14 protein-coding genes and 2 pseudogenes are annotated in these 19,041 nt (G+C 50.2%); 1 reads left to right on the top strand and 15 read right to left on the bottom strand.

Annotation, left to right across the window (positions count from 1 at the left end):
- Positions 1 to 26: 26 nt before the first annotated feature.
- On the top strand, positions 27 to 602 hold the full coding sequence (locus tag C4H11_RS02910; RefSeq protein WP_106043078.1) for an HdeD family acid-resistance protein: 576 nt from the start codon (positions 27 to 29) through the stop codon (positions 600 to 602).
- A 25-nt stretch (positions 603 to 627) separates the two neighbouring features.
- On the opposite strand, the gene C4H11_RS02905 is transcribed toward C4H11_RS02910, so the two are convergent.
- From C4H11_RS02905 to C4H11_RS02835, 15 genes and pseudogenes are all read right to left on the bottom strand, one after another.
- The gene (locus tag C4H11_RS02905) at positions 628 to 1,095 is read right to left on the bottom strand and encodes an alanyl-tRNA editing protein (protein ID WP_106040419.1); all 468 of its coding nucleotides are present in this window, start codon (positions 1,093 to 1,095) and stop codon (positions 628 to 630) included.
- Positions 1,096 to 1,129: 34 nt separating this feature from the next.
- On the bottom strand, positions 1,130 to 2,263 hold the full coding sequence (locus C4H11_RS02900; RefSeq protein ID WP_106040418.1) for an AMP-binding protein: 1,134 nt from the start codon (positions 2,261 to 2,263) through the stop codon (positions 1,130 to 1,132).
- On the bottom strand, positions 2,260 to 3,312 hold the full coding sequence (locus C4H11_RS02895) for an o-succinylbenzoate synthase (protein ID WP_106040417.1): 1,053 nt from the start codon (positions 3,310 to 3,312) through the stop codon (positions 2,260 to 2,262). The genes C4H11_RS02900 and C4H11_RS02895 overlap by 4 nt, the downstream gene beginning before the upstream one ends.
- 107 nt (positions 3,313 to 3,419) lie before the next feature.
- Positions 3,420 to 4,244 (bottom strand): 1,4-dihydroxy-2-naphthoyl-CoA synthase, encoded by an 825-nt coding sequence (gene menB, locus C4H11_RS02890; protein WP_106040416.1) that lies wholly within the window; start codon positions 4,242 to 4,244, stop codon positions 3,420 to 3,422.
- 7 nt (positions 4,245 to 4,251) lie between these two features.
- Positions 4,252 to 5,913, bottom strand: coding sequence for a 2-succinyl-5-enolpyruvyl-6-hydroxy-3-cyclohexene-1-carboxylic-acid synthase (gene menD, locus C4H11_RS02885; RefSeq protein WP_106040415.1), 1,662 nt, complete (start codon positions 5,911 to 5,913; stop codon positions 4,252 to 4,254).
- A 22-nt stretch (positions 5,914 to 5,935) separates the two neighbouring features.
- Positions 5,936 to 7,042 carry an isochorismate synthase gene (locus C4H11_RS02880; protein WP_106040414.1) on the bottom strand — a complete coding sequence of 369 codons (1,107 nt, stop codon included), beginning with the start codon at positions 7,040 to 7,042 and terminating at the stop codon, positions 5,936 to 5,938.
- Positions 7,039 to 7,449 (bottom strand): annotated as a pseudogene (locus C4H11_RS02875) (PaaI family thioesterase); the annotation flags it as partial. The pseudogene C4H11_RS02875 and the gene C4H11_RS02880, both read right to left, overlap by 4 nt.
- Positions 7,450 to 7,589: 140 nt before the next feature.
- Positions 7,590 to 9,275 carry a long-chain fatty acid--CoA ligase gene (locus C4H11_RS02870; RefSeq protein WP_106040413.1) on the bottom strand — a complete coding sequence of 562 codons (1,686 nt, stop codon included), beginning with the start codon at positions 9,273 to 9,275 and terminating at the stop codon, positions 7,590 to 7,592.
- Between the two features lie 148 nt (positions 9,276 to 9,423).
- A complete protein-coding gene (locus C4H11_RS02865; protein WP_106040412.1) occupies positions 9,424 to 10,887 on the bottom strand; it encodes a potassium/proton antiporter in 1,464 nt (487 codons plus the stop codon).
- An 85-nt stretch (positions 10,888 to 10,972) separates the two neighbouring features.
- Positions 10,973 to 12,334 (bottom strand): sensor histidine kinase, encoded by a 1,362-nt coding sequence (locus C4H11_RS02860; RefSeq protein WP_106040411.1) that lies wholly within the window; start codon positions 12,332 to 12,334, stop codon positions 10,973 to 10,975.
- 22 nt (positions 12,335 to 12,356) lie between these two features.
- Complete coding sequence (locus C4H11_RS02855; protein ID WP_106043076.1) at positions 12,357 to 13,718, bottom strand: sigma-54-dependent transcriptional regulator; 1,362 nt, start codon at positions 13,716 to 13,718, stop codon at positions 12,357 to 12,359.
- A 500-nt stretch (positions 13,719 to 14,218) separates the two neighbouring features.
- Positions 14,219 to 14,346, bottom strand: a pseudogene (locus tag C4H11_RS14280) (IS5/IS1182 family transposase); the annotation flags it as partial.
- 497 nt (positions 14,347 to 14,843) lie between these two features.
- The gene (gene rpiB / locus C4H11_RS02845; RefSeq protein ID WP_106040410.1) at positions 14,844 to 15,278 is read right to left on the bottom strand and encodes a ribose 5-phosphate isomerase B; all 435 of its coding nucleotides are present in this window, start codon (positions 15,276 to 15,278) and stop codon (positions 14,844 to 14,846) included.
- Positions 15,275 to 17,287: a transketolase family protein gene (locus tag C4H11_RS02840; protein WP_106040409.1), complete on the bottom strand. Its 2,013-nt coding sequence runs from the start codon at positions 17,285 to 17,287 to the stop codon at positions 15,275 to 15,277. The genes rpiB and C4H11_RS02840 overlap by 4 nt, the downstream gene beginning before the upstream one ends.
- Positions 17,288 to 17,478: 191 nt before the next feature.
- A complete protein-coding gene (locus tag C4H11_RS02835) occupies positions 17,479 to 19,035 on the bottom strand; it encodes an alpha-N-arabinofuranosidase (protein ID WP_106040408.1) in 1,557 nt (518 codons plus the stop codon).
- Positions 19,036 to 19,041: the final 6 nt, after the last annotated feature.

Raw genomic sequence — 19,041 nt, 5'->3', positions numbered from 1 at the left:
ATCTTCGCAAAAAAACAGAGAGGTTCATGAAAGGATTAAGTTATTCTTTTTTGCGTGCGATATGCGCGCTGGTGATTGGCCTGATATTGGTGATGTTTCCCGATAAGGCCGGAGATTATCTTGTGATTACGATAGGCGTGGTCTTTTTGGTGCCTTCGCTCATCAGTATCATAGGCTATTTTGTGCAGTCGGCCGAGATGCGGTTCCGTTTTCCGATTGAAGGAGTGGGTAGCCTGCTGTTCGGTGCATGGCTCATCATCATGCCCGATTTCTTTGCAGATTTGCTGACTTTTGTGTTGGGGTTCATCCTCGTGATGGGCGGGGTACAGCAAATAGCATCGCTTTTCACCGCCCGCCGTTGGATGCCCGTGCCGGGAGGATTCTATGCGGTGCCCGTATTGATTCTGCTTGCCGGGCTGATTGCATTGTTCAACCCCACGGGGGTGCGCTCCACGGCGTTTATCATCATCGGTGTCAGCAGTTTGGTATATGCGGCTTCGGAACTCTTGAACTGGTTTAAATTCATGCGCCGCCGTCCTAAAGAGCCGGGGACTTCCATAAAGAAGCCGGCCGATATAGAAGATGCTGAGATTATCGACTGACGAAAAACTGCGGTGGCAGTGCCGTTCATACTAATTTGAAACGCATTCGCCAACGTTTGGTCTCTTCGTCCCAGTCGTGACTGATGATTTTAAATCTACCTATTTCTGACGTATTTGCCACGTGCGTGCCTATGCAGAGGCATTCGTCGTAATCGCCCACCTTTACGATGCGCACTGTTTCTGAGGCATGGTCGGGCAGCCGTTGCATGTCGAAGCGTCCTTGTGCCTCTTCTTGCGTGATGAATGTTGTCGTCACGGGCAGTTGTCTGGTGATTACTTCGTTGACGGCATCTTCCAGCCTCTTCACCTCTTCTTCGGTGGGGCATACCGCAAGCTGATAATCCAGTTTACTTTTTTTTCGTTCGATGTGTGCCGATACAGAGCGGCCGCACCCAAATAGCCTTATCATGGTTTGATTGATGATATGTTCGGCTGTGTGCATGGGAGGGTGCTTCTGCTTATTATGCTCGTTAAGTTGAATTTGTTGTTCCATAAAAAGATTTAAATATTTTTGTAATCAGTATATTTTATGAATTTATTGGGGATTGAATAATTGCTTTCTGCTCCATCAGTTCAAATTCTTGTAATGCCAAAGTGCGACATCCGGCACGGTCCGTTTTCCCATTCTCGGTTTGTGGAATGGAGGCTGTCATAAAGATATGTTTGGGGCGATGGTAGGATTCGAGCATTGCCGGCAATTTATCTTTTATCTCTTTTACATCCGGGCTACCTGCAACCAGTAAGACCAAAGCCTGCCCCAAACGTCGGTCGGGAATAGAAGTGACTGCAAATGGGGCAGAAATCAGGGAACGTAGCTTCTTTTCTATTTCCTCTGTCTGAATCTTGATTCCGCCACTGTTTATCACATTATCTTTCCGTCCCGAAATGCTGAAACTTCCGTCGGGATAGATGTGGGCGATATCATTGGTTTGTAAGATTTCATTACAGACCAAGGGGGCTTCGATTATCAGTGTGCCTTCACTGGAGAGAGAGAGCTTCACTGATGAAAAGGGGTGATAATGGCCGGAGGCAGAACTACCGTTGAGGCGGCGCAGAGCAATGTGCGATAACGTCTCGGTCATGCCATAGGTGGAATAGACTGCTGTGGGAAGTGACTTTATTTCTGCTTCCAGATCTTCATCGACTGCACTACCTCCTATAATTAAAATTTCCGTCCTTTCCAATCGTTCCTTTTCTTCGGGGATTTGAAGCGTATGATAAACTTGTAAGGGTACCATGGCGGCAAACTTCAAAGAGCCCGGTATTTCCGCGGCCAGCGGATGAGCAGAAGCAGGGCGCACCACCAAATTCAAGCTTGCCACCAGAGAGCGTACCACCATCATCATGGCACCGATGTGGCGGAGGTTCATGCACAGCAGAGCGGTGTCGCCCTGTTGAAGGTTCAGGTATTCACAAGTCAGGCGTGCGCTTTGCATCATCCGGTCTTTGTTTGCAGCCAGTTCTTTGGGCGTACCCGTAGAGCCGGAGGTATGAACCGTAATGACGGGAGAGTCATTGAACCATTCGTTCAAGAAAAGAAATAAATCTCGTATGGCAGAAGGGTCTTTTTCAGTTCCTTCAGCCACATGCCTGCTTATTTCTTCAGGAGTGTACACGCTTCCATCGAGCAGTAAATGTTGTTTTTTCCGGTCGTATATCATTGAATCTTTTTTTGAGAATCTTGTTGTGTACAGAACCACAAACAATCCTTCCTTATCTCGAGAGGCATTTCCACGTTGTCGGTGAAGAGTAATCCCGTGCCCAATCCTTGAGGTAACGGATTGTCGTAGGTGGCGCACCACTGGGCAATGGCATTCAACCCGATGTTCGACTCCAGAGCCGATGTAATCCACCAACCGATTTGTTGTCTTCCGGCTTCTTCAATCCACTCGTTTCCACCGGCTATTCCACCATGAAGAGACGGCTTGAGGATGATATATTGAGGCTGAATGGCAGCAAGTAGTTTCCGTTTCTCAGCCGGGGTATTGCATCCTATCAACTCTTCATCCAAGGCTATAGGTAAAGGAGATTCGGAAGTCAGCCGGGCCATCTCTTCCCATTGTCCCGCCCGGATGGGTTGTTCAATGGAATGCAGGTCCAGCTCGGAAAGTCGTTTCAGTTTCTCCGTGGCGTCGGTGGGAGAGAAGGCGCCGTTTGCATCTACGCGCAGTTCTATCTCTTTGGACGAGAAATGAGTGCGGATATGGCGAAGCAAAGCCAGCTCTTCTTCAAAATCGATGGCTCCGATCTTAAGTTTGATGCAACGGAACCCCGCCTTCATTTTCGCTTCTATCCGGACAAGCATTTCATTGAAATTCCCCATCCAGATGAGTCCGTTGATGGGTATTCCCGCTTCACCGCGAGAGAAGGCGGTATCCCATAAGCCCCAATTGCCCGTGTGATGATGGCGGATGGCTGTCTCCAGTCCGAAAAGGATGGAAGGATAATCGCGCAAAGCGTCGGTATCGAGGATGCCGCCTCGCTCTTCCACTTGCCGGCAGGCATCTTGCAGCACATCCTCGTAATTGGGTACATCGTCGCAACTAAGTTGGGGCAGAGGAGCGCATTCTCCTATTCCCACCCGGTTCGGAAACGCGGAAGAGGTGAAATGGAGATGCCATACTTTGCGGGTAGAATACGTCCCTCGCGAAGTACCGGCAGGTTCTTTGAAATGAAGCACCCGGGGGATTATTTTAATTCTGCAATCCATGGCTTATAAATGGTAAAACAAAAAGCAACCTTGAAGAGAAACGTCCGGATGATACCGGACAGAACATCTACAAATGCAAAGGAACTGAAATAAACTCAGAAGGACTTTTAAGGAAACTTCGGATACTGTTTGAAGTTCGGTTTGCGTTTCTCCAAGAAAGCATTCTTGCCTTCCTGCGCCTCGTCTGTCAGATAATAAAGCAATGTGGCGTCACCTGCCAACTCTTGAATACCTGCCTGTCCATCCAATTCGGCGTTCAGCCCGGCCTTAATCATGCGTAGTGCCAGCGGGCTGAGCATCATCATCTCTTCCGCCCATTGCACATACTCATCCTCCAATTGCTCAGGGGGCACCACTTTATTCACCAATCCCATTTCCAATGCTTCCTGCGCATTGTATTTACGGCATAGGAACCAGATTTCGCGCGCCTTTTTCTGACCTACCACACGTGCCAGATAAGATGCGCCGAATCCGGCATCGAAACTACCCACGCGAGGGCCGGTCTGACCGAAGATGGCATTTGTGGAGGCAATAGACAAGTCGCAAACCACATGGAGCACATGTCCACCGCCAATGGCATAGCCGTTCACGGCTGCAATCACCGGCTTCGGGATGCTGCGAATCTGCTTCTGTACATCCAGTACGCTCAGGCGGGGCACGCCGTCTTTGCCGATGTAACCTCCACGTCCTTTCACATTCTGGTCGCCACCCGAACAGAATGCCTTGTCTCCGGCACCCGTGATGACAATCACGTCAATATCCGTTTCTTCACGGCAAATGCGCAAAGCGTCGCTCATTTCGGCGGTAGTGGTCGGTGTAAACGCGTTTCGGTAACGTTCGCGGTTAATTGTGATGCGGGCAATTCCATTATAGTAATCGAACAGGATATCCTCATATTCTCTGATGGTTGTCCATTCTCTTTTTGTTGACATAATCTGTTTATTTTAATTGGTGATAATAATCCTTCAACATCCGGACATCTTCGTTCTTGTCAGTAAATACTTCCAGCAGAACAGGCTGCTCCATGGCTTCCGGTTGTGCAAAGGTCTTCATCGCTTCCGGCAACTGTTCTTCGTTGTCCACGCGCAGATAAAGAAAACCGCACTCTTCTGCCCAACCTTTGGCAGATGTCTCATGAGCGGCCGTGATATATTTATACGAGGAGTCCGACATATCCGGTCCGGGCAATGTCCGGAAAATCTCCCCTCCGCCATTGTTCAGCAGAAGGATGCGCAGGTTGGGGCGGACGTTGGTATTCCACAAGGCATTCATGTCGTAGAAGAAACTCAAATCTCCTATGGCCACGAAGTTCAGCTTGTCTGAAACTGCCGCATAGCCGATGGCTGTGGAAAGCGAACCGTCAATACCGCTCGTGCCCCGGTTGCAGCAAACTTCGACCGTGGAAGGCAGCGTGTAGAACTGGGCATAACGAATCACCGAACTGTTTGCCAGATGCAGGGCGCACGATTCGGGCAAAGCCTTTATCAGGGCACCGATAGCCGCCATTTCCGAATAAGCAAATTCCGGTTCGGCAATCGTTTTGCAATCATTCTCCCACATACGAGGATATTCGGGAGTTTGGTTGTCCAGCAATCCGGCTATCTTTTCCAGAAACTCAAACGGATCCATCTCAATCACGGTGGTCAGTGCACCATAGAGGTCGGCTACTTCACCATCGGCCGATACATGCCAATGTTCTTTGGGCGGATTGCGGCGGAGAAACTGCTTCAGCCGTTTGGAAACGATGTGTCCGCCATAGGTGATCAGCAGTTCGGGAGCCATTTGAACGGCCTTTTCTTCGGACATGGCATAAATTGCCGTATCGAAATTCTTTATCGGAATTCCCGGGGTCGTACGGTTACCGATATGCTCGGTCAACCACGCGAAGTGCTTGTATAGCAGCTTGGTGTATCTCTTTTCAAACAGATAAATCAGGTTCATTTGTCCCACAATGACCATCCGTTTCCTGTATTTGTTCATCCGGTCAATCAGGGTGTTGTAGTCACGGTCGTAGATATTCAATCCATGATAGCGGGTGATGACGCGCACTTCCGGCAGGGGCTCCGTTGTGAACCGGAACAGGGGTTCCGATATCGGGATGTTGATATGTACAGGCCCCTTCCCATGATGATTGGTCTCAAGCAAGGCCTCGTTTATCAGGCGGTTGCAATACCATTCATCCTCATCGGTATGAATCTCCGGGAGGTTGACTGATTTTTTCACCAGCGTCCGGAACACTTCCGGCTGTGGAACGGTTTGTCCGTCCATCTGTCCTATCCAAGCCCCCGGTCGGTCAGCAGAGATAATCACCAAAGGAACATGCTGATAATAGGCTTCCGCCACGGCCGGATGAAGATTCAGCAATGCAGTGCCCGAGGTGCAGCAGATGGCGGCGGGTTGGCCTCCGTTCAAGGCAAGGCCTATGGCAAAGTAGCCGGCACTTCGCTCGTCCGTCATCGCATAACAAGTGAAATGCGAGTGGTTGGACAGCGTATGCACGATGGGAGCATTGCGACTGCCCGGACACAGAACCACTTTTGTTATTCCGTGTGCTTTGAGCAACGCCACCAGTTGAAGTATGTTCTTCTTGTCTGTGTACATGATGATGATAATGATTAGTCGTTTATGAATTAAGAGGCATCACTGTGAGCCGTTTCATGGTTTGCATCTTCTTTTCCGTCTCTATCCATTCGTCGTTCAATTCTGAAGAAGCCAGCAGTCCGCCGCCTGCATACAGGGTCAGTTGCTCGTCTTCGATATGCATGCAGCGTAGATTCACATATAGATCGGTCTTACCGTCGGGATTCAGCCAACCGATGAAACCGGAATAGTAGCGGCGGTCATATCCTTCGTTTTCCAAAATGAACCGATAAGCCTCTTCTTTCGGCAATCCGCATATGGCAGGCGTGGGGTGCAACACTTTCAACAAATCGCCCAATCCTTTGTTGTCTTTTAAAGAAAACCCGAAATCCGTTTTCAGATGCGACAATGTGCCGGCATAGACGGGGTAAGGGCCGTTTTCCGTAAACCGGATATTCAATGAACGGAACTGCCGACGAATGTAAGAGGTGACATACTCCTGTTCCTTCTTGTTTTTCTCATCCCATGTCTGTGGCAATTTGTCGTCTTGCAGAGGTTGCGTACCCGCCAGGGCAACCGTGTTCCATTCATTTCTTTCGCCCGATAAAATGATTTCCGGGGTGCTTCCCAACCATATGCCGGTCTGTGGAGTATAGCATAAATAGATGTATGAATGGACGTATTGCCTGCAAGCAGCCTGAAAAGCCGATGAGGGGGAGAAGCCCGGTGGACTTTCAATAGTGAAGTGCCTCGAAAGTACTAATTTGTCGAACCTCCTATGCCACAAAGCACCGATGAAAGACTGAAAGCAGGCTGTATATTCCTCTGTGGGCGAAGTCTGAAACCTTTCTTGTCTTTGCATTTCCAGCACTCTTTCCTTGCTTTCTTTCCGATCTTCGTCAGGCAATGCTTCTTGCCGGTCGGGGCGTATTAACACAATCGGACATGTCTCACTGACATGGAACGGAGCGATGACAAATCCTTTCTGTCCATTCAAGTCCTTCAAATCGTATATCAGGCGCACTGTTCCTTCCTCCTGCGTCAGCAGACGGGGAACAGTCTCTTCCGGAAGGCGGAAGACGGCGAACGGCTGTTTACGCTCAATAAGTGCATCGACAGCTTGCAATTTATTAGTTTCTTTGTCAATCATCTCTTTTTCATGATACTGTTCACCACCCGTACGGAAGATACCAGCTTGCCGGTTGAAGTAAAGACGTCCACATTCCACACGTGAGACGAACGCCCCTTATGTATGATTGTTCCCACGGCACGCACAGTGTCTCCTTCACGTGCCGAAGAGATGTGATTTCCACTGACCTGCATCCCTGCGGCAACCTCGTCCGGTTGACAAAGTATCGTGGAGCCCAGTCCGGCAATCGTCTCGGCCAGCGCAAGGGTGGCTCCTCCGTGCAACATCCCGAAAGGCTGACGCGTGCGGTGGTCTACGGGCATTGTGGCTTCTATGCGGGTTTCATCGGCGTAGGTATATCGAATGCCCAAATTGCCCATCAATGAGTGGCTTGCCTGCTCGTTCCATTGCTCAAGCGAGATTTCGGTGGTACATACCGACGGTTTATCATTCATGGTTGCCTGATTTTGATTTAGATTACAAAGTTAGGAAATTGAACGGACGGGCAAAAGCCTGCGTAGATAAAATCTTTCCTTCCTATGCGTAGCGTGAGAAGATGTTCCTGTTTCTACCCCTCTTGTTGAACCGGTTTGTCTGCTTCTTGATACATAAACCGCTTGATGCTTTTCTTGGCAGTCTTTTCAAATTCCTCAAAGTGTATCTTGACTTTTGTTATCTGGCAGTAGGCAGGCAGTTGGAGGTTCAGCTCACGACGGTTGTCTTCCATCACCTTTTCAATGTCCGCTTGTTTCATGTCGTGCGCAAAAGCATCGTCAAAGTCCGGATAGATAAGTGCCACCAGCTTTTCCTTCTGAAGTACGATGAGCGATTCCGCCACATAGGGCATGTTGTTCAGTTTGCTTTCGATTTCTTCAGGATAGATATTCTGTCCGCTGGAGGTGAGAAGCATGTTTTTGCTGCGCCCCCTTACGGTGATGTATCCTTCGGCATCCATTGTTGCAAGGTCGCCCGTGTGCAGCCATCCGTTTATGTCGATGATTTGCGAAGTCGCTTCGGCGTTTTTGTAGTAGCCCAACATCAGGTTGGTGCCTTTGCAAATAATTTCACCGGCAGTGTTTGCAGGGTCAGGAGAGTCTATCCTGACTTCCATGCGGCTGGCGGCTTTACCGCACGAGGCAAGCTTCAGCGTGTCCCAGCGGCTCGAGCTGATGATGGGGCCGCATTCCGTCATGCCGTATGCAATGGTGTAGGGGAATCCTATTTGCTTGAGGAAGCGCTCTACATCGGCATTGAACGGGGCGCCACCCACAATGATTTCGTCAAAATCACCTCCGAATATTTCCATGGCCTCTTTGCGGGCGGAAGCTTTTATCTTGTCGTTGATGATGGGTACGTGCAGCAACAATTTGCCTATCTTATTGTCCACACGTGGCAGAATGTTCTTTTTGATAATCTTCTCCACAATGAGCGGCACGCACGATATGACGCGTGGCCTGATTTCCGAGAACGATTGGGCTATGATTTTGGGCGACGGCATGCGGGTGAGGAAAAACAGGTGCGCACCGGCCGAGAAGCCGTACAGGAAGTCATATACCATGCCGAAGACATGCCCTAAAGGCAACATGGACACCATGCGGTCTCCGGGGCGCACAGGCAGCATCTCGTGGCAATAGGCCAGGTTGGACCAAAGGCTGCGGTAGGGGAGCATCACTCCTTTGGAATAGCCCGTTGTGCCCGAAGTGTAGTTGATGACGGCCAGCTCTTCGGATGACCGCTCTTTGCGGTAATTCACATGCTCGGGTCTGAAGTTTTTTGGGAAGCGTCTTCCGTATATGGCATTGCGATGTTCGGAAGCCTCTCTTAATCGTTCGCTGCGGCAAACCGTGAGGTTGAAGTCTGTCAATAATGCGATGCCCACAAGCAAGGGCATTGCCTCCTCGTTGAGATTCTCCCATACTTGGTCTCCCACGAACAGCAGTTTGGCTTCGGAGTGGTTGACGATATTATGGATATTGTCGGCCTTGAATTCGTGCAGGATGGGCACAATGACGGCACCGTAAGTAACCGTAGCCAGAAAAGTCACCGCCCAATGTGCGCTGTTGCGTCCGCAAACGGCAATCTTGTCGCCCGGCCGTATGCCGGCACTTTCCAGTACAATATGAAATTTTGCTATTTTTCTTGCTACGTCTTTATATTGCAGCGTGATTCCTTGGTAGTCTGTCAGGGCGTTGTTATCCCAGTTGTTTATAATGCTTTGTTCTATATAATCAATGAACCCGCGTTCTTGTTCCATTCGCAATATGCACACTTTAGTTAAAACTGCGCAAAGATAGAACTTATAGCAATGCCATGCAAGCCCTGTAACCTTTTTTAGTGGACATTTTAGCCGGATGCTGCTTCTTTTGTTTTGAATGTTTCAATATATTCGGTTGTGGCGTAAATCAAGCGAAAGTTTCTTTCTCTCCTTTTTCCGAAATCAGCAGAAGCTTGTCGCCGAGATGCAGTTTCAGTGTGCCGTTGGGGATGAGGTACTCATCACCTCGTTTTACGATCATCACCAATGTTCCTTTAGGCAGGTTCATATCCTTCAGGGTGTCGGCTTTGTCCAGTATTTCTTGCGTGATGGTCATATCGTGCAAGTTGGAATCTATCTCTTCGGGCAGCTCTATTCCGAACTCATTACCGGTTTTTTCCAAGGGGGTGGAGAGGCCCAGCAGGCGGGCTACTCGGGAAATGGTGGTGCCTTGAACGAGCAGAGAGACAATCGTTATGAAGAATACAATGTTGAAGATGGCGGATGCGCCGGGCACTTCGGCCACTACGGGATAGGTGGCGAAGATGATGGGAACCGCACCGCGTAGCCCTACCCACGATAGGAACAGGCGCGACTTCAGCGTTATTTTCTTGCCGAAAGGAAGCAGGCAGAGGAAAACGCTCAAAGGACGGCCGATGATGATCATGAAGATGCCGATGAGCAATGCAATGGGAGCAACTTCCAGCATCTCATGGGGGTTGACAAGCAGGCCGAGGCAAAGGAACATGATGATTTGAACAAGCCATGTCAGGCCGTCCATCACCGTATAGATTTCCTTCCGATACATGATTTTGTTGTTACCTACCATCATGCCGGCTATGTAGACGGCCAGGTAGCCGTTGCCTTTCAGCAGGTCGGTGATGGAGAAGATAAAGAAGACGAAAGAAAGCAGCAGGATGGGGTAGAGGGCCTGGTTGTCTATGTTCAAACGGTTCAGCATTATCACGGCAAGCTTTCCGAGGAAGTAGCCGATGGCGGCGCCCACGATGAATTGTACGGCAAACGAGATTATTATCTGGGGAACTCCGACTGCGGACGAAGTGATAAACTGAATTAGTACGATGGTGAGCATGTAGGCCATGGGGTCGTTGCTGCCGCTTTCCAACTCCAGCATCGGGCGCAGATTATGTTTCAGGTTCATCTTTTGGGAACGCAGAATGGCAAATACGGAAGCCGAATCGGTAGACGACATCGTGGCGGCAAGCAAAAGAGAAGTGGTGAGCGGAAATTGAATGTTGCTCCAGTCCGTGCCCGACAGCCACCGGATAAAAAGACCGGTGAATAAGGCCGTGAGCAATACCCCCAAGGTGGATAAGGTGATGCCGGGGGCCAGAATCGGCTTTATGTCGGAGAATTTGGTGTCCATACCGCCGGTGAACAGGATGATGTTGAGAGCCGCCATGCCGATGAATTGCGCTTCTTCGGCATTGTGAAACTGCAAACCCAATCCGTCGCTGCCGAACAGCATGCCGACGACGAGAAAAAGCAATAAGGCGGGAACACCGAAACGGTAGCCGGTCTTGCCTACGATGATACTGACGAAGAGTAGGACGGAACCTACAAGTAGAATGTTGCCTGCCGTGAATAACATAATCGGAGTATTATTGGGGTTAAAGTTGTGATAAATATCTGTACATAAATCGCTATGTGTCAAACAAACATCTTCTGAAAAAGGTTCAATTGAACTTTAGCGAAAAAGTGGTCTTTTTGCCGGGTAGCAATGAAAGGTTGCCGCCCGACAACCGCATGATTTGCCGCGAAATGCTCAAACCTATGCCGTTCCCATCCTCTTTTGTGGTGAAAAACGGTATGAAGATATGTTCGGCGATGGCATCGGGGATGGCAGGACCGTTGTTCGATATCTCTATCAGTATTTCCTCCACTTCATTGCTGTAGGCGCGGATGTCGATGCGTCCTTCTTTGTCCGTGTCGTTGTCCGACCCGATGGCTTGTATGGCGTTTTTCAACAGGTTGATGACCACTTGCGATATCAGGTGCTCGTCGGCATGCAGAATGAGGTCGTCCGGCACGATGTCGGTGTGAAATATCACTCGGGCATCGGGATGCTGATGGCGGGCAAGCTCTACCATGCGTTCGATGAAGCTCTTGAGGTAGAACAAAGAGGGTTCGGGGGTAGGGATGCGCGTGAACTTTCGGTACGACTCTACAAAAGACAGCAGACCCTTGCCCGTACTGCTGATGGTTTGCAGTCCGTCCCTGATCTCGTCATGCGAGGCTTGCCCTTCGGTCAGTTCCAGAAGGGTGTCGCTCAGTGAGGTTATCGGGGTCACGGCATTCATTATTTCGTGTGTCAGCACACGGGTGAGCCTGCTCCACGAATCTATTTCCTTTTCGTCCAGCTCGCTGTTGATGTCGTTGAGGGCAAGGATGCGCAGGTGCTCGTTGCGCACGCTGATGTCGCTGACGCGGATGGATATGTTCACGCTTCCCCGCTCGTTGTGGAATGTCACTTGCTGTTTTTCGCCGGGACGGCTGTTGGCAAGCCGGGAGCACAGTTGCTCATCGATGCGGTTCAACTGGCTGATGTGGGTAAAGATGTCGAGCCCCAGCAACCGCAGGGCTTCACTGTTCTTCTGATAGATGGCGCCTTGGTCGTTTAAGACCAAGATACCGGTATTTACACAGTCGAGAATCAGTTCATGGTATTTCTCCTGTTGGGCGGTTTCGCTTTTTACGTTATAAAGCATGCGGGTCACTCGGTTCAGGGCATGGTTTACGAGTTGCGTCTCTGCCGGTACTTCTTTTTCAGGAAAGTGAACGGCATTGTCGTTGTTCTCGATGGCATCGAGCATGAAAAGCACCTTCTGTACGTGACGGCGATACAATTTCCTCTGCCAATGGATGGTTGCGGGAAGAAGCGCGCTGACCAGAACGGCCCCGAACAATGGGACGTGCAGCCCTGTCAGACTCGGAGAGTCAACAAAGACAAACGTCCACATTGCACCCGCAAGGAGTGCCGTCAATGTACTGACGGTCACACGAAACGAATAATATTGTCTTGGATCTCTATATTTCATGCGGTGTATGGCAAATTCTTTTTCAAAGTCCGTACTTTTTCATTTTGTTGTAAAGCGTCTGCCGCGTGATGCCCAGCTGCGATGCCACGGCAGAAAGATTTCCGTTGCATGTGCCGAGGGTCTTTCTTATCATCTGCATCTCCATTTCTTCCAATGTGGATGCTGCGGCTTCGGGTTGCTCCATCCGCCGGGTCAACTGGAACATTTCGGCCGGAAGAAGCTCATTGTCGCAGATGATGACAGCCTTTTCGATGACATGCTCCAACTCGCGGATATTGCCATACCAAGGATGTAGCCTCAGCTTTTCGCAGGCGTCGTCCGTCAGCCTGAGGGATGGTTTGTCATACTGTTTGCAGAAGCGCCGGATAAAACGATCGGCCAGCGGAAGGATGTCTTCGGGACGTTCGCGCAGTGAAGGGATTTCAAGGTGTATCGTGTTGATGCGATATAGCAAGTCTTCCCGGAACTCCCCCTTGGCCACCATGGCAGAGAGGTTGCGGTTGGTGGCGCATATCAGTCGGATGTCGATGGGAATGGGGATGTTGCTGCCCACGCGTACGATGCAGCGGCGCTGGATGGCCGTCAACAGTTTGGCTTGCAGGTGGTAAGGCAGGTTGCCTATCTCGTCGAGGAAAAGGGTGCTGTGTCCGGCAGCTTCGAACTTGCCGGGACGGTCAGTATGGGCATCGGTGAAAGAGCCTTTCACATGGCCGAATAGTTCGCTCTCGAAAAGGCTTTCGGTGATTGCACCCATATCCACGCTTACCATCTCTTGGTCGCTGCGTGTCGAGAGGCGGTGTATCTCGCGGGCCAGCATCTCTTTGCCGGTGCCGTTTTCGCCGGTGATGAGAATGTTGGCGTCGGTAGAAGCTACTTTCTGCACCATCCGGCGCAGTTGCTGCATGGCGCCACTGTTGCCCCAATACATGCCGGGGCTGTCGGCCGGTGCGGTGCCCTTGCTTCCCGTGTGCCTGCCGTTTGCCGAAGGTCTCTGTTCCGGGGAGGACGCGGCATTCAGCAGTGCTTCCACCAGCTTCCGGTTGTCCCAAGGCTTCACAATGAAGTCGGCGGCGCCTTCTTTGATGCCCCTCACGGCAAGGTCAATGTCGGCATAAGCCGTGAAAAGAACCACCGGCAAGGCGGGGCACTGTTTTTTTATCTCGTGTAGCCAGTAAAGACCTTCATTGCCACTGTTGATGCCTGAAGTAAAGTTCATGTCGAGCAACACCACCTGCCACTTCTTTTCGCGCAACGCACCGGGCAGGGTGACGGGTGAAGAAAGGGCGGTGATTTCTTCAAAATGAGGCTTCAGCAGAAGTTGTAAGGCGGTGAGTACGCCTCGATTATCATCGACAATCAGGATGTTTCCGTTTTTCTTTGTCATGAGTCTGTTTTCATTGCGGGCAAAGTATGTGAATTTGCACCGCCAAGGCGGCTTGCAGCTGTCTTGGCGGACGCTTGGCGTTAGCATTCAAATTTAGATAAATATCTGCGTTTTTAATGCCTGTATAATAAAAAAAGAAGACCGCTCCCCTCACTTTAGCCTTGTTCCGGACTCGAAGTTCAATTATAATTTGTATCTTTAGAGTGTACTAAGCTCTCTAATAAATGGGCTCTAATGAGTAAGGAGAAAGTAGCCTTCTTCGTTGCAAATATACATCATTTGCATGAATTTCGGTAATGTTTTCCTCACTTTATGACATAATTCTCCGCAAAGAATCTTATATATACAGTTTGTTGTAAGGTCGATATCTTTGTGGTGTTAACAATCTGTTTTGCAAACTGGCTGATACTTCAAACAGATTTGGATGTCTGTATGATCCGGATTGCTATAGTGTTCGTTTACCCACTTATTTGAGTTTATTTATTGACGTTGTGACACAGTTATCCCAAAGAGGCGATAAGTTGCGGCCGGTATTTGTTGATTTGCACATATCTGAATATGTTGTATATACCACACAAGTGAGAGCCGTAACAGCTTTGGCTCGGATGATGCCGATGTTGCGGGCAAACATTTAAACAGGCGCTCAATCCCTTGTTGATACCTCGGCCTTATCAAAGCCGTGTCCTCTCCGTATCAACTCCGTATCTATAGAAGCGGAGGATATACGGAGTTGATACGGAGTTGATACGGAGCTGATGCGGAGGATGTACGGTGTGAACTGTAAATTGGCAGGCCTCAATGAAACAAATGACAAGGTTACAAATAAATCCTCCAAAAACAAACTTTGAGTCACCTTTAAAAAGTACCATCGAAACAAAGGAGTATCTCAAAATGCTTACAGTTTAAAACTTAAAAGCAAGAACAGATGTAACCGCACGTTTCGCAGTGTGCGGTGGCACAAATATATGCCGGGAAATGAAAAGACAAAACGATAACGGTAAGTGACCATGAGTAACGACGAGGACTTGCAAAACATTATGGAAAACATTTGCAAGTCCTCGATATGCTAAGATTGGAAGCTGCTTTGAAGTGGGCCTTTTTATTGGCAGCTTCTTATGTGTACTTTCATTCGGCAGGTATCTTCTCGATTCGCCGCTGATGGCGTCCACCCTCGAACGGGGTGGTGAAGAACCGGGTCATGATTTCTTCCGCCTCTTTGTTGGTGACGAAACGGCCGGGCATGACCAGAATGTTGGCATCGTTGTGCTGACGTGCCAGAGCGGAGATTTCCGACTGCCAGCACAAAGCGGCACGAATGCCTTGGTGCTTGTTCAGCGTCATACAGATGCCGTTTCCGCTGCCGCAGATGGCAATGCCGGGATAGCATTCTCCGGCTTCGACGGCCAATGCCAGCGGATGGGCGAAGTCGGGATAATCAACGCTTTCGGGAGAGTAAGTCCCGAAGTCCTTGTACTCCCAACCTTTGGCCTCTAACCATTGCTTGACGTACTGCTTCAGTTCATAGCCTGCGTGGTCGCAGCAGATTCCTATTGTCTTCATCGCAGCAGATCCTTCACTTGTTTATAAACGTTCTCGGCCGTGAATCCGAGTTTCTCGTCCAACACTTTATAGGGAGCCGAGAAGCCGAACGATTCCAAGCCCCATACTTTGCCATGAAGGCCGACCAGCCCTTGCAGCGTTACGGGCAATCCGGCAGTCAGGCCGAACACTTTTGCTTTGTGTGAGATGACGCTTTCCTGATAACCCGGGGACTGGCTATGAAACAGACCTTCGGACGGGGCGGACACGATACGTACTTTGATGCCGTCTTTACGGAGCAATTCGGTTCCTGCCACCAAAGTGGATACTTCCGACCCCGAGGCCACAAGGATTACATCGGGATTGGCATCCGAGCCCGCCACGATGTAGGCGCCTTTGGCTGCTTGTTCGTAGTCGTTTCCGGCGGGCAGGTTGGCAATGTTCTGGCGAGAGAAGATAAGTCCGGTAGGAGTGGTGGTGTTCTCCATGGCCAGTTTCCATGCTACAGTGGTTTCTTCGGCATCTGCGGGACGGAGTACCAACATGGAGTTTTGTCCCTTGTGGTTCTTCAGTTTCTCCATCAGGCGGATTTGAGCTTCTTGTTCCACCGGTTCATGCGTAGGTCCATCTTCACCTACACGGAATGCGTCGTGTGTCCAGATAAACTTAACGGGAACTTCCATGAGAGCCGCCATACGTACGGCAGGTTTCATGTAGTCGGAGAATACGAAGAATGTACCGCATGCCGGAATAACACCACCGTGCAATGCCATACCGATGCAGCAACATGCCATGGTCAACTCTGCCACACCGGCTTGGAAGAATGCGCCGCTGAAATCTCCTTTCTTGAAGGCGTGGGTCTTTTTCAGGAAACCGTCGGTCTTATCGGAGTTGGAGAGGTCGGCGGATGCTACAATCATGTTCTCCACCTGAGTGGCAAGAGCACCCAGCACGGTGGCCGATGCGGCGCGTGTGGCCGAGCCGGCTTTCTGCTCGATGGCAGCCCAATTGACTTCAGGGGTTTTGCCGGAGAAGAACTGTTCCAGTTTGGCGGCTTTTTCCGGGTTGGCCTTGGCCCAAGCGGCTCTGGCTGCATATTTCTCGGTCATGATTTTCTTCAGTTCGGCAGTGCGTTTGGCGTATAGTTCGGCCACTTCGGGGAAGATGACGAACGGATTGGTGGGATCACCGCCCAAATTCTTGATGGTGTTGACGTAAGCGTCACCGCCCAAAGGAGCGCCATGAGTGGCACAGTTGGCTTCGTAGCTGCTACCGTCGGCCTTACGGGCGCCTTTGCCCATCACGGTCTGACCGATGATCAGTGTGGGTCGTTCGTTTTCGGCCTTTGCTTCTTTCAGTGCGCCACGGATGGCGTCGGGGTCGTTACCGTTAATCGTGATGACTTTCCAGCCCCAAGCTGCGTATTTCTTGGCCGTATCTTCGATGGTAACATCTTTTGTTTCGGTGGATAGCTGTATATCGTTGGAGTCATAGAACATGATGAGGTTGTCCAGTCCCAGCGTGCCGGCAATGCGTCCCGCACCTTGGGAAATCTCTTCTTGTATGCCTCCATCCGAAATATATGCGTAGATGGTTTGCGGCATCACTTCCTCGAAGCGGGCTTGCAGGAATTTGGCTGCAATGGCTGCACCTACGGCATAGGTGTGGCCTTGTCCCAGCGGGCCGGAAGTGTTCTCGATGCCGCGCATGATATCGCGTTCGGGATGTCCCGGCGTGGGACTTTCCCATTGGCGAAACTCTTTCAGTTCGTCCAACGTGAACTTCCCGGTCAACGCCAATTGGGAATAGAGCATCGGCGACATATGTCCCGGGTCGAGAAAGAAACGGTCGCGACCTTCCCAAGCAGGATTTTCGGGGTCGTATACCAAGAATTCGGAGAACAGTACGTTCACAAAGTCGGCACCGCCCATGGCGCCACCGGGGTGTCCGGAGTTGGCCTTTTCAACCATAGAGGCGGCAAGGATGCGGATGTTATCCGCTGCACGGTTCATCAGTTTTTTGTCGTTCATATCGTTTATAATTAGTTTTTTTGAATGTCGGAAACAGACAGCTCTTAGCTTACTGGATTTTAATAAGGGCAAAGATAACTCTTTATGTGCAATTGGCAACATTGTCAGGAGGCCTTTTTTGAAGACCTCCTTGTTTGCCTCATGTCAAAAACACATTAAACAGGCTTGCCTTATTGCAACCCGGTTGTGCTTTATTGCAATTCGAGGGTGACAATAGACTTGGCAGGCAGTTTTATTTTGAGTACGCCTTTATTGACTTTTACCTCTTTGAACGGGGCTGGCTTTACGTTATCGGGCTTCTCGAAAGAATTGTAATCCGTCAGGTTGGGAGCTGTCAGAATTTCTCCGACCGCTTTTTTAGCAGTTGTACCCGACAGGTTGATGGTTACTTCCTGAGCCTGGTCGGCATCAATGTTGGACATGGAGATGTGTATCTTGCCATTCTTGTCTCGTGAAGCAGTGGCGCTCAACATAGGCAACTTGCGGTTTTGGTTGCGTTTACCTTCCAGGTTCATAATCTTGCAACTTCCGTCAAGAGGGATATAAGTGGCGTCTTGATGCACGTTGTACATTTTGAATACATGGTAAGTTGGGGTAAGTACCATTTCCTTGCCTTTGGTCAGAATCATGGATTGAAGTACGTTCACTATCTGGGCAATGTTCGCCATCTTCAGGCGGTCGGTATATTTATGGAAGATATCGAAGCTGAGAGAAGCCACAAAAGCGTCGCGCAAGGTGTTCTGTTGGTAGAGGTGCCCGCGTACGGTGCCGGGTTCTTCGTCCCACCAGGTACCCCATTCATCAAGAAGCAGCGCAACATGCTTCTGTTTGTCATATTCGTCCATGATGGCGATGTGCTTTTTCAGAACATCTTCTATTTCACGGCACTTACCGAGCGTCCAATAGTAATCATCCTTGTTGAATTGAGTGGCAGCCCCCTTGCTTCCGCTCCATCCGGTGACGGTGTAATAATGCAGAGAAAGTCCATGCATCCCTCTGCCTACGCGATCCATCAACACCTTGGTCCAGTTGTAGTCGTAGTCGCTGGCACCGCTGGCTATCTTGAAGAGGCGGGTGCTGTCGTAGTTGCGGCAATAGGTGGCGTAGCGGCGATAAAGATCGGCATAGTATTCGGGGCGCATGCTTCCGCCGCAACCCCAGCTTTCGTTACCTACGCCAAGATACTTCACCTTCCATGCTTTGTCGCGTCCGTTTTGCCGGCGCAGACGCGCCATCGGAGAGTCGCCTTCCGAGGTCATGTATTCCACCCATTTGGCAAGTTCTTCCACGGTTCCGCTACCTACGTTGCCGCTGATGTAGGGTTCGCAGCCCAATATTTCGCAGAGGTTGAGGAACTCGTGCGTACCGAAGCTGTTGTCTTCAATCGTTCCTCCCCAGTTGTTGTTCACCATTTTGGGACGATTTTCTTTCGGACCGATGCCGTCCATCCAGTGATACTCATCGGCGAAACAGCCGCCCGGCCAACGAAGAACGGGCACCTTCAGCTCTTTCAGCGCATTGAGTACATCGGTGCGATAACCGTTGATGTTTGGAATGTCAGAAGCCTCACCCACCCAAAGTCCGCCGTAGATGCAGGTGCCCAAATGTTCGGCAAACTGTCCGTAGATTTCCTTTGGAATGATTTGTTCCCCTTTATCGGCTTGCAAGGTAAGAGTGGCACTTTCTTGTGCTGATGCGGTAAGCGAAGCGGCAAGCATAAGACCGCTGATAATAAGTTTGTTTCTCATGAGAAT

It is taken from the genome of Bacteroides zoogleoformans, from assembly GCF_002998435.1.
In the GTDB taxonomy this organism is placed as follows: domain Bacteria; phylum Bacteroidota; class Bacteroidia; order Bacteroidales; family Bacteroidaceae; genus Bacteroides; species Bacteroides zoogleoformans.
Note: the sequence above shows the minus strand (reverse complement) of the source record. Positions and strands in the feature narration are given on the sequence as shown.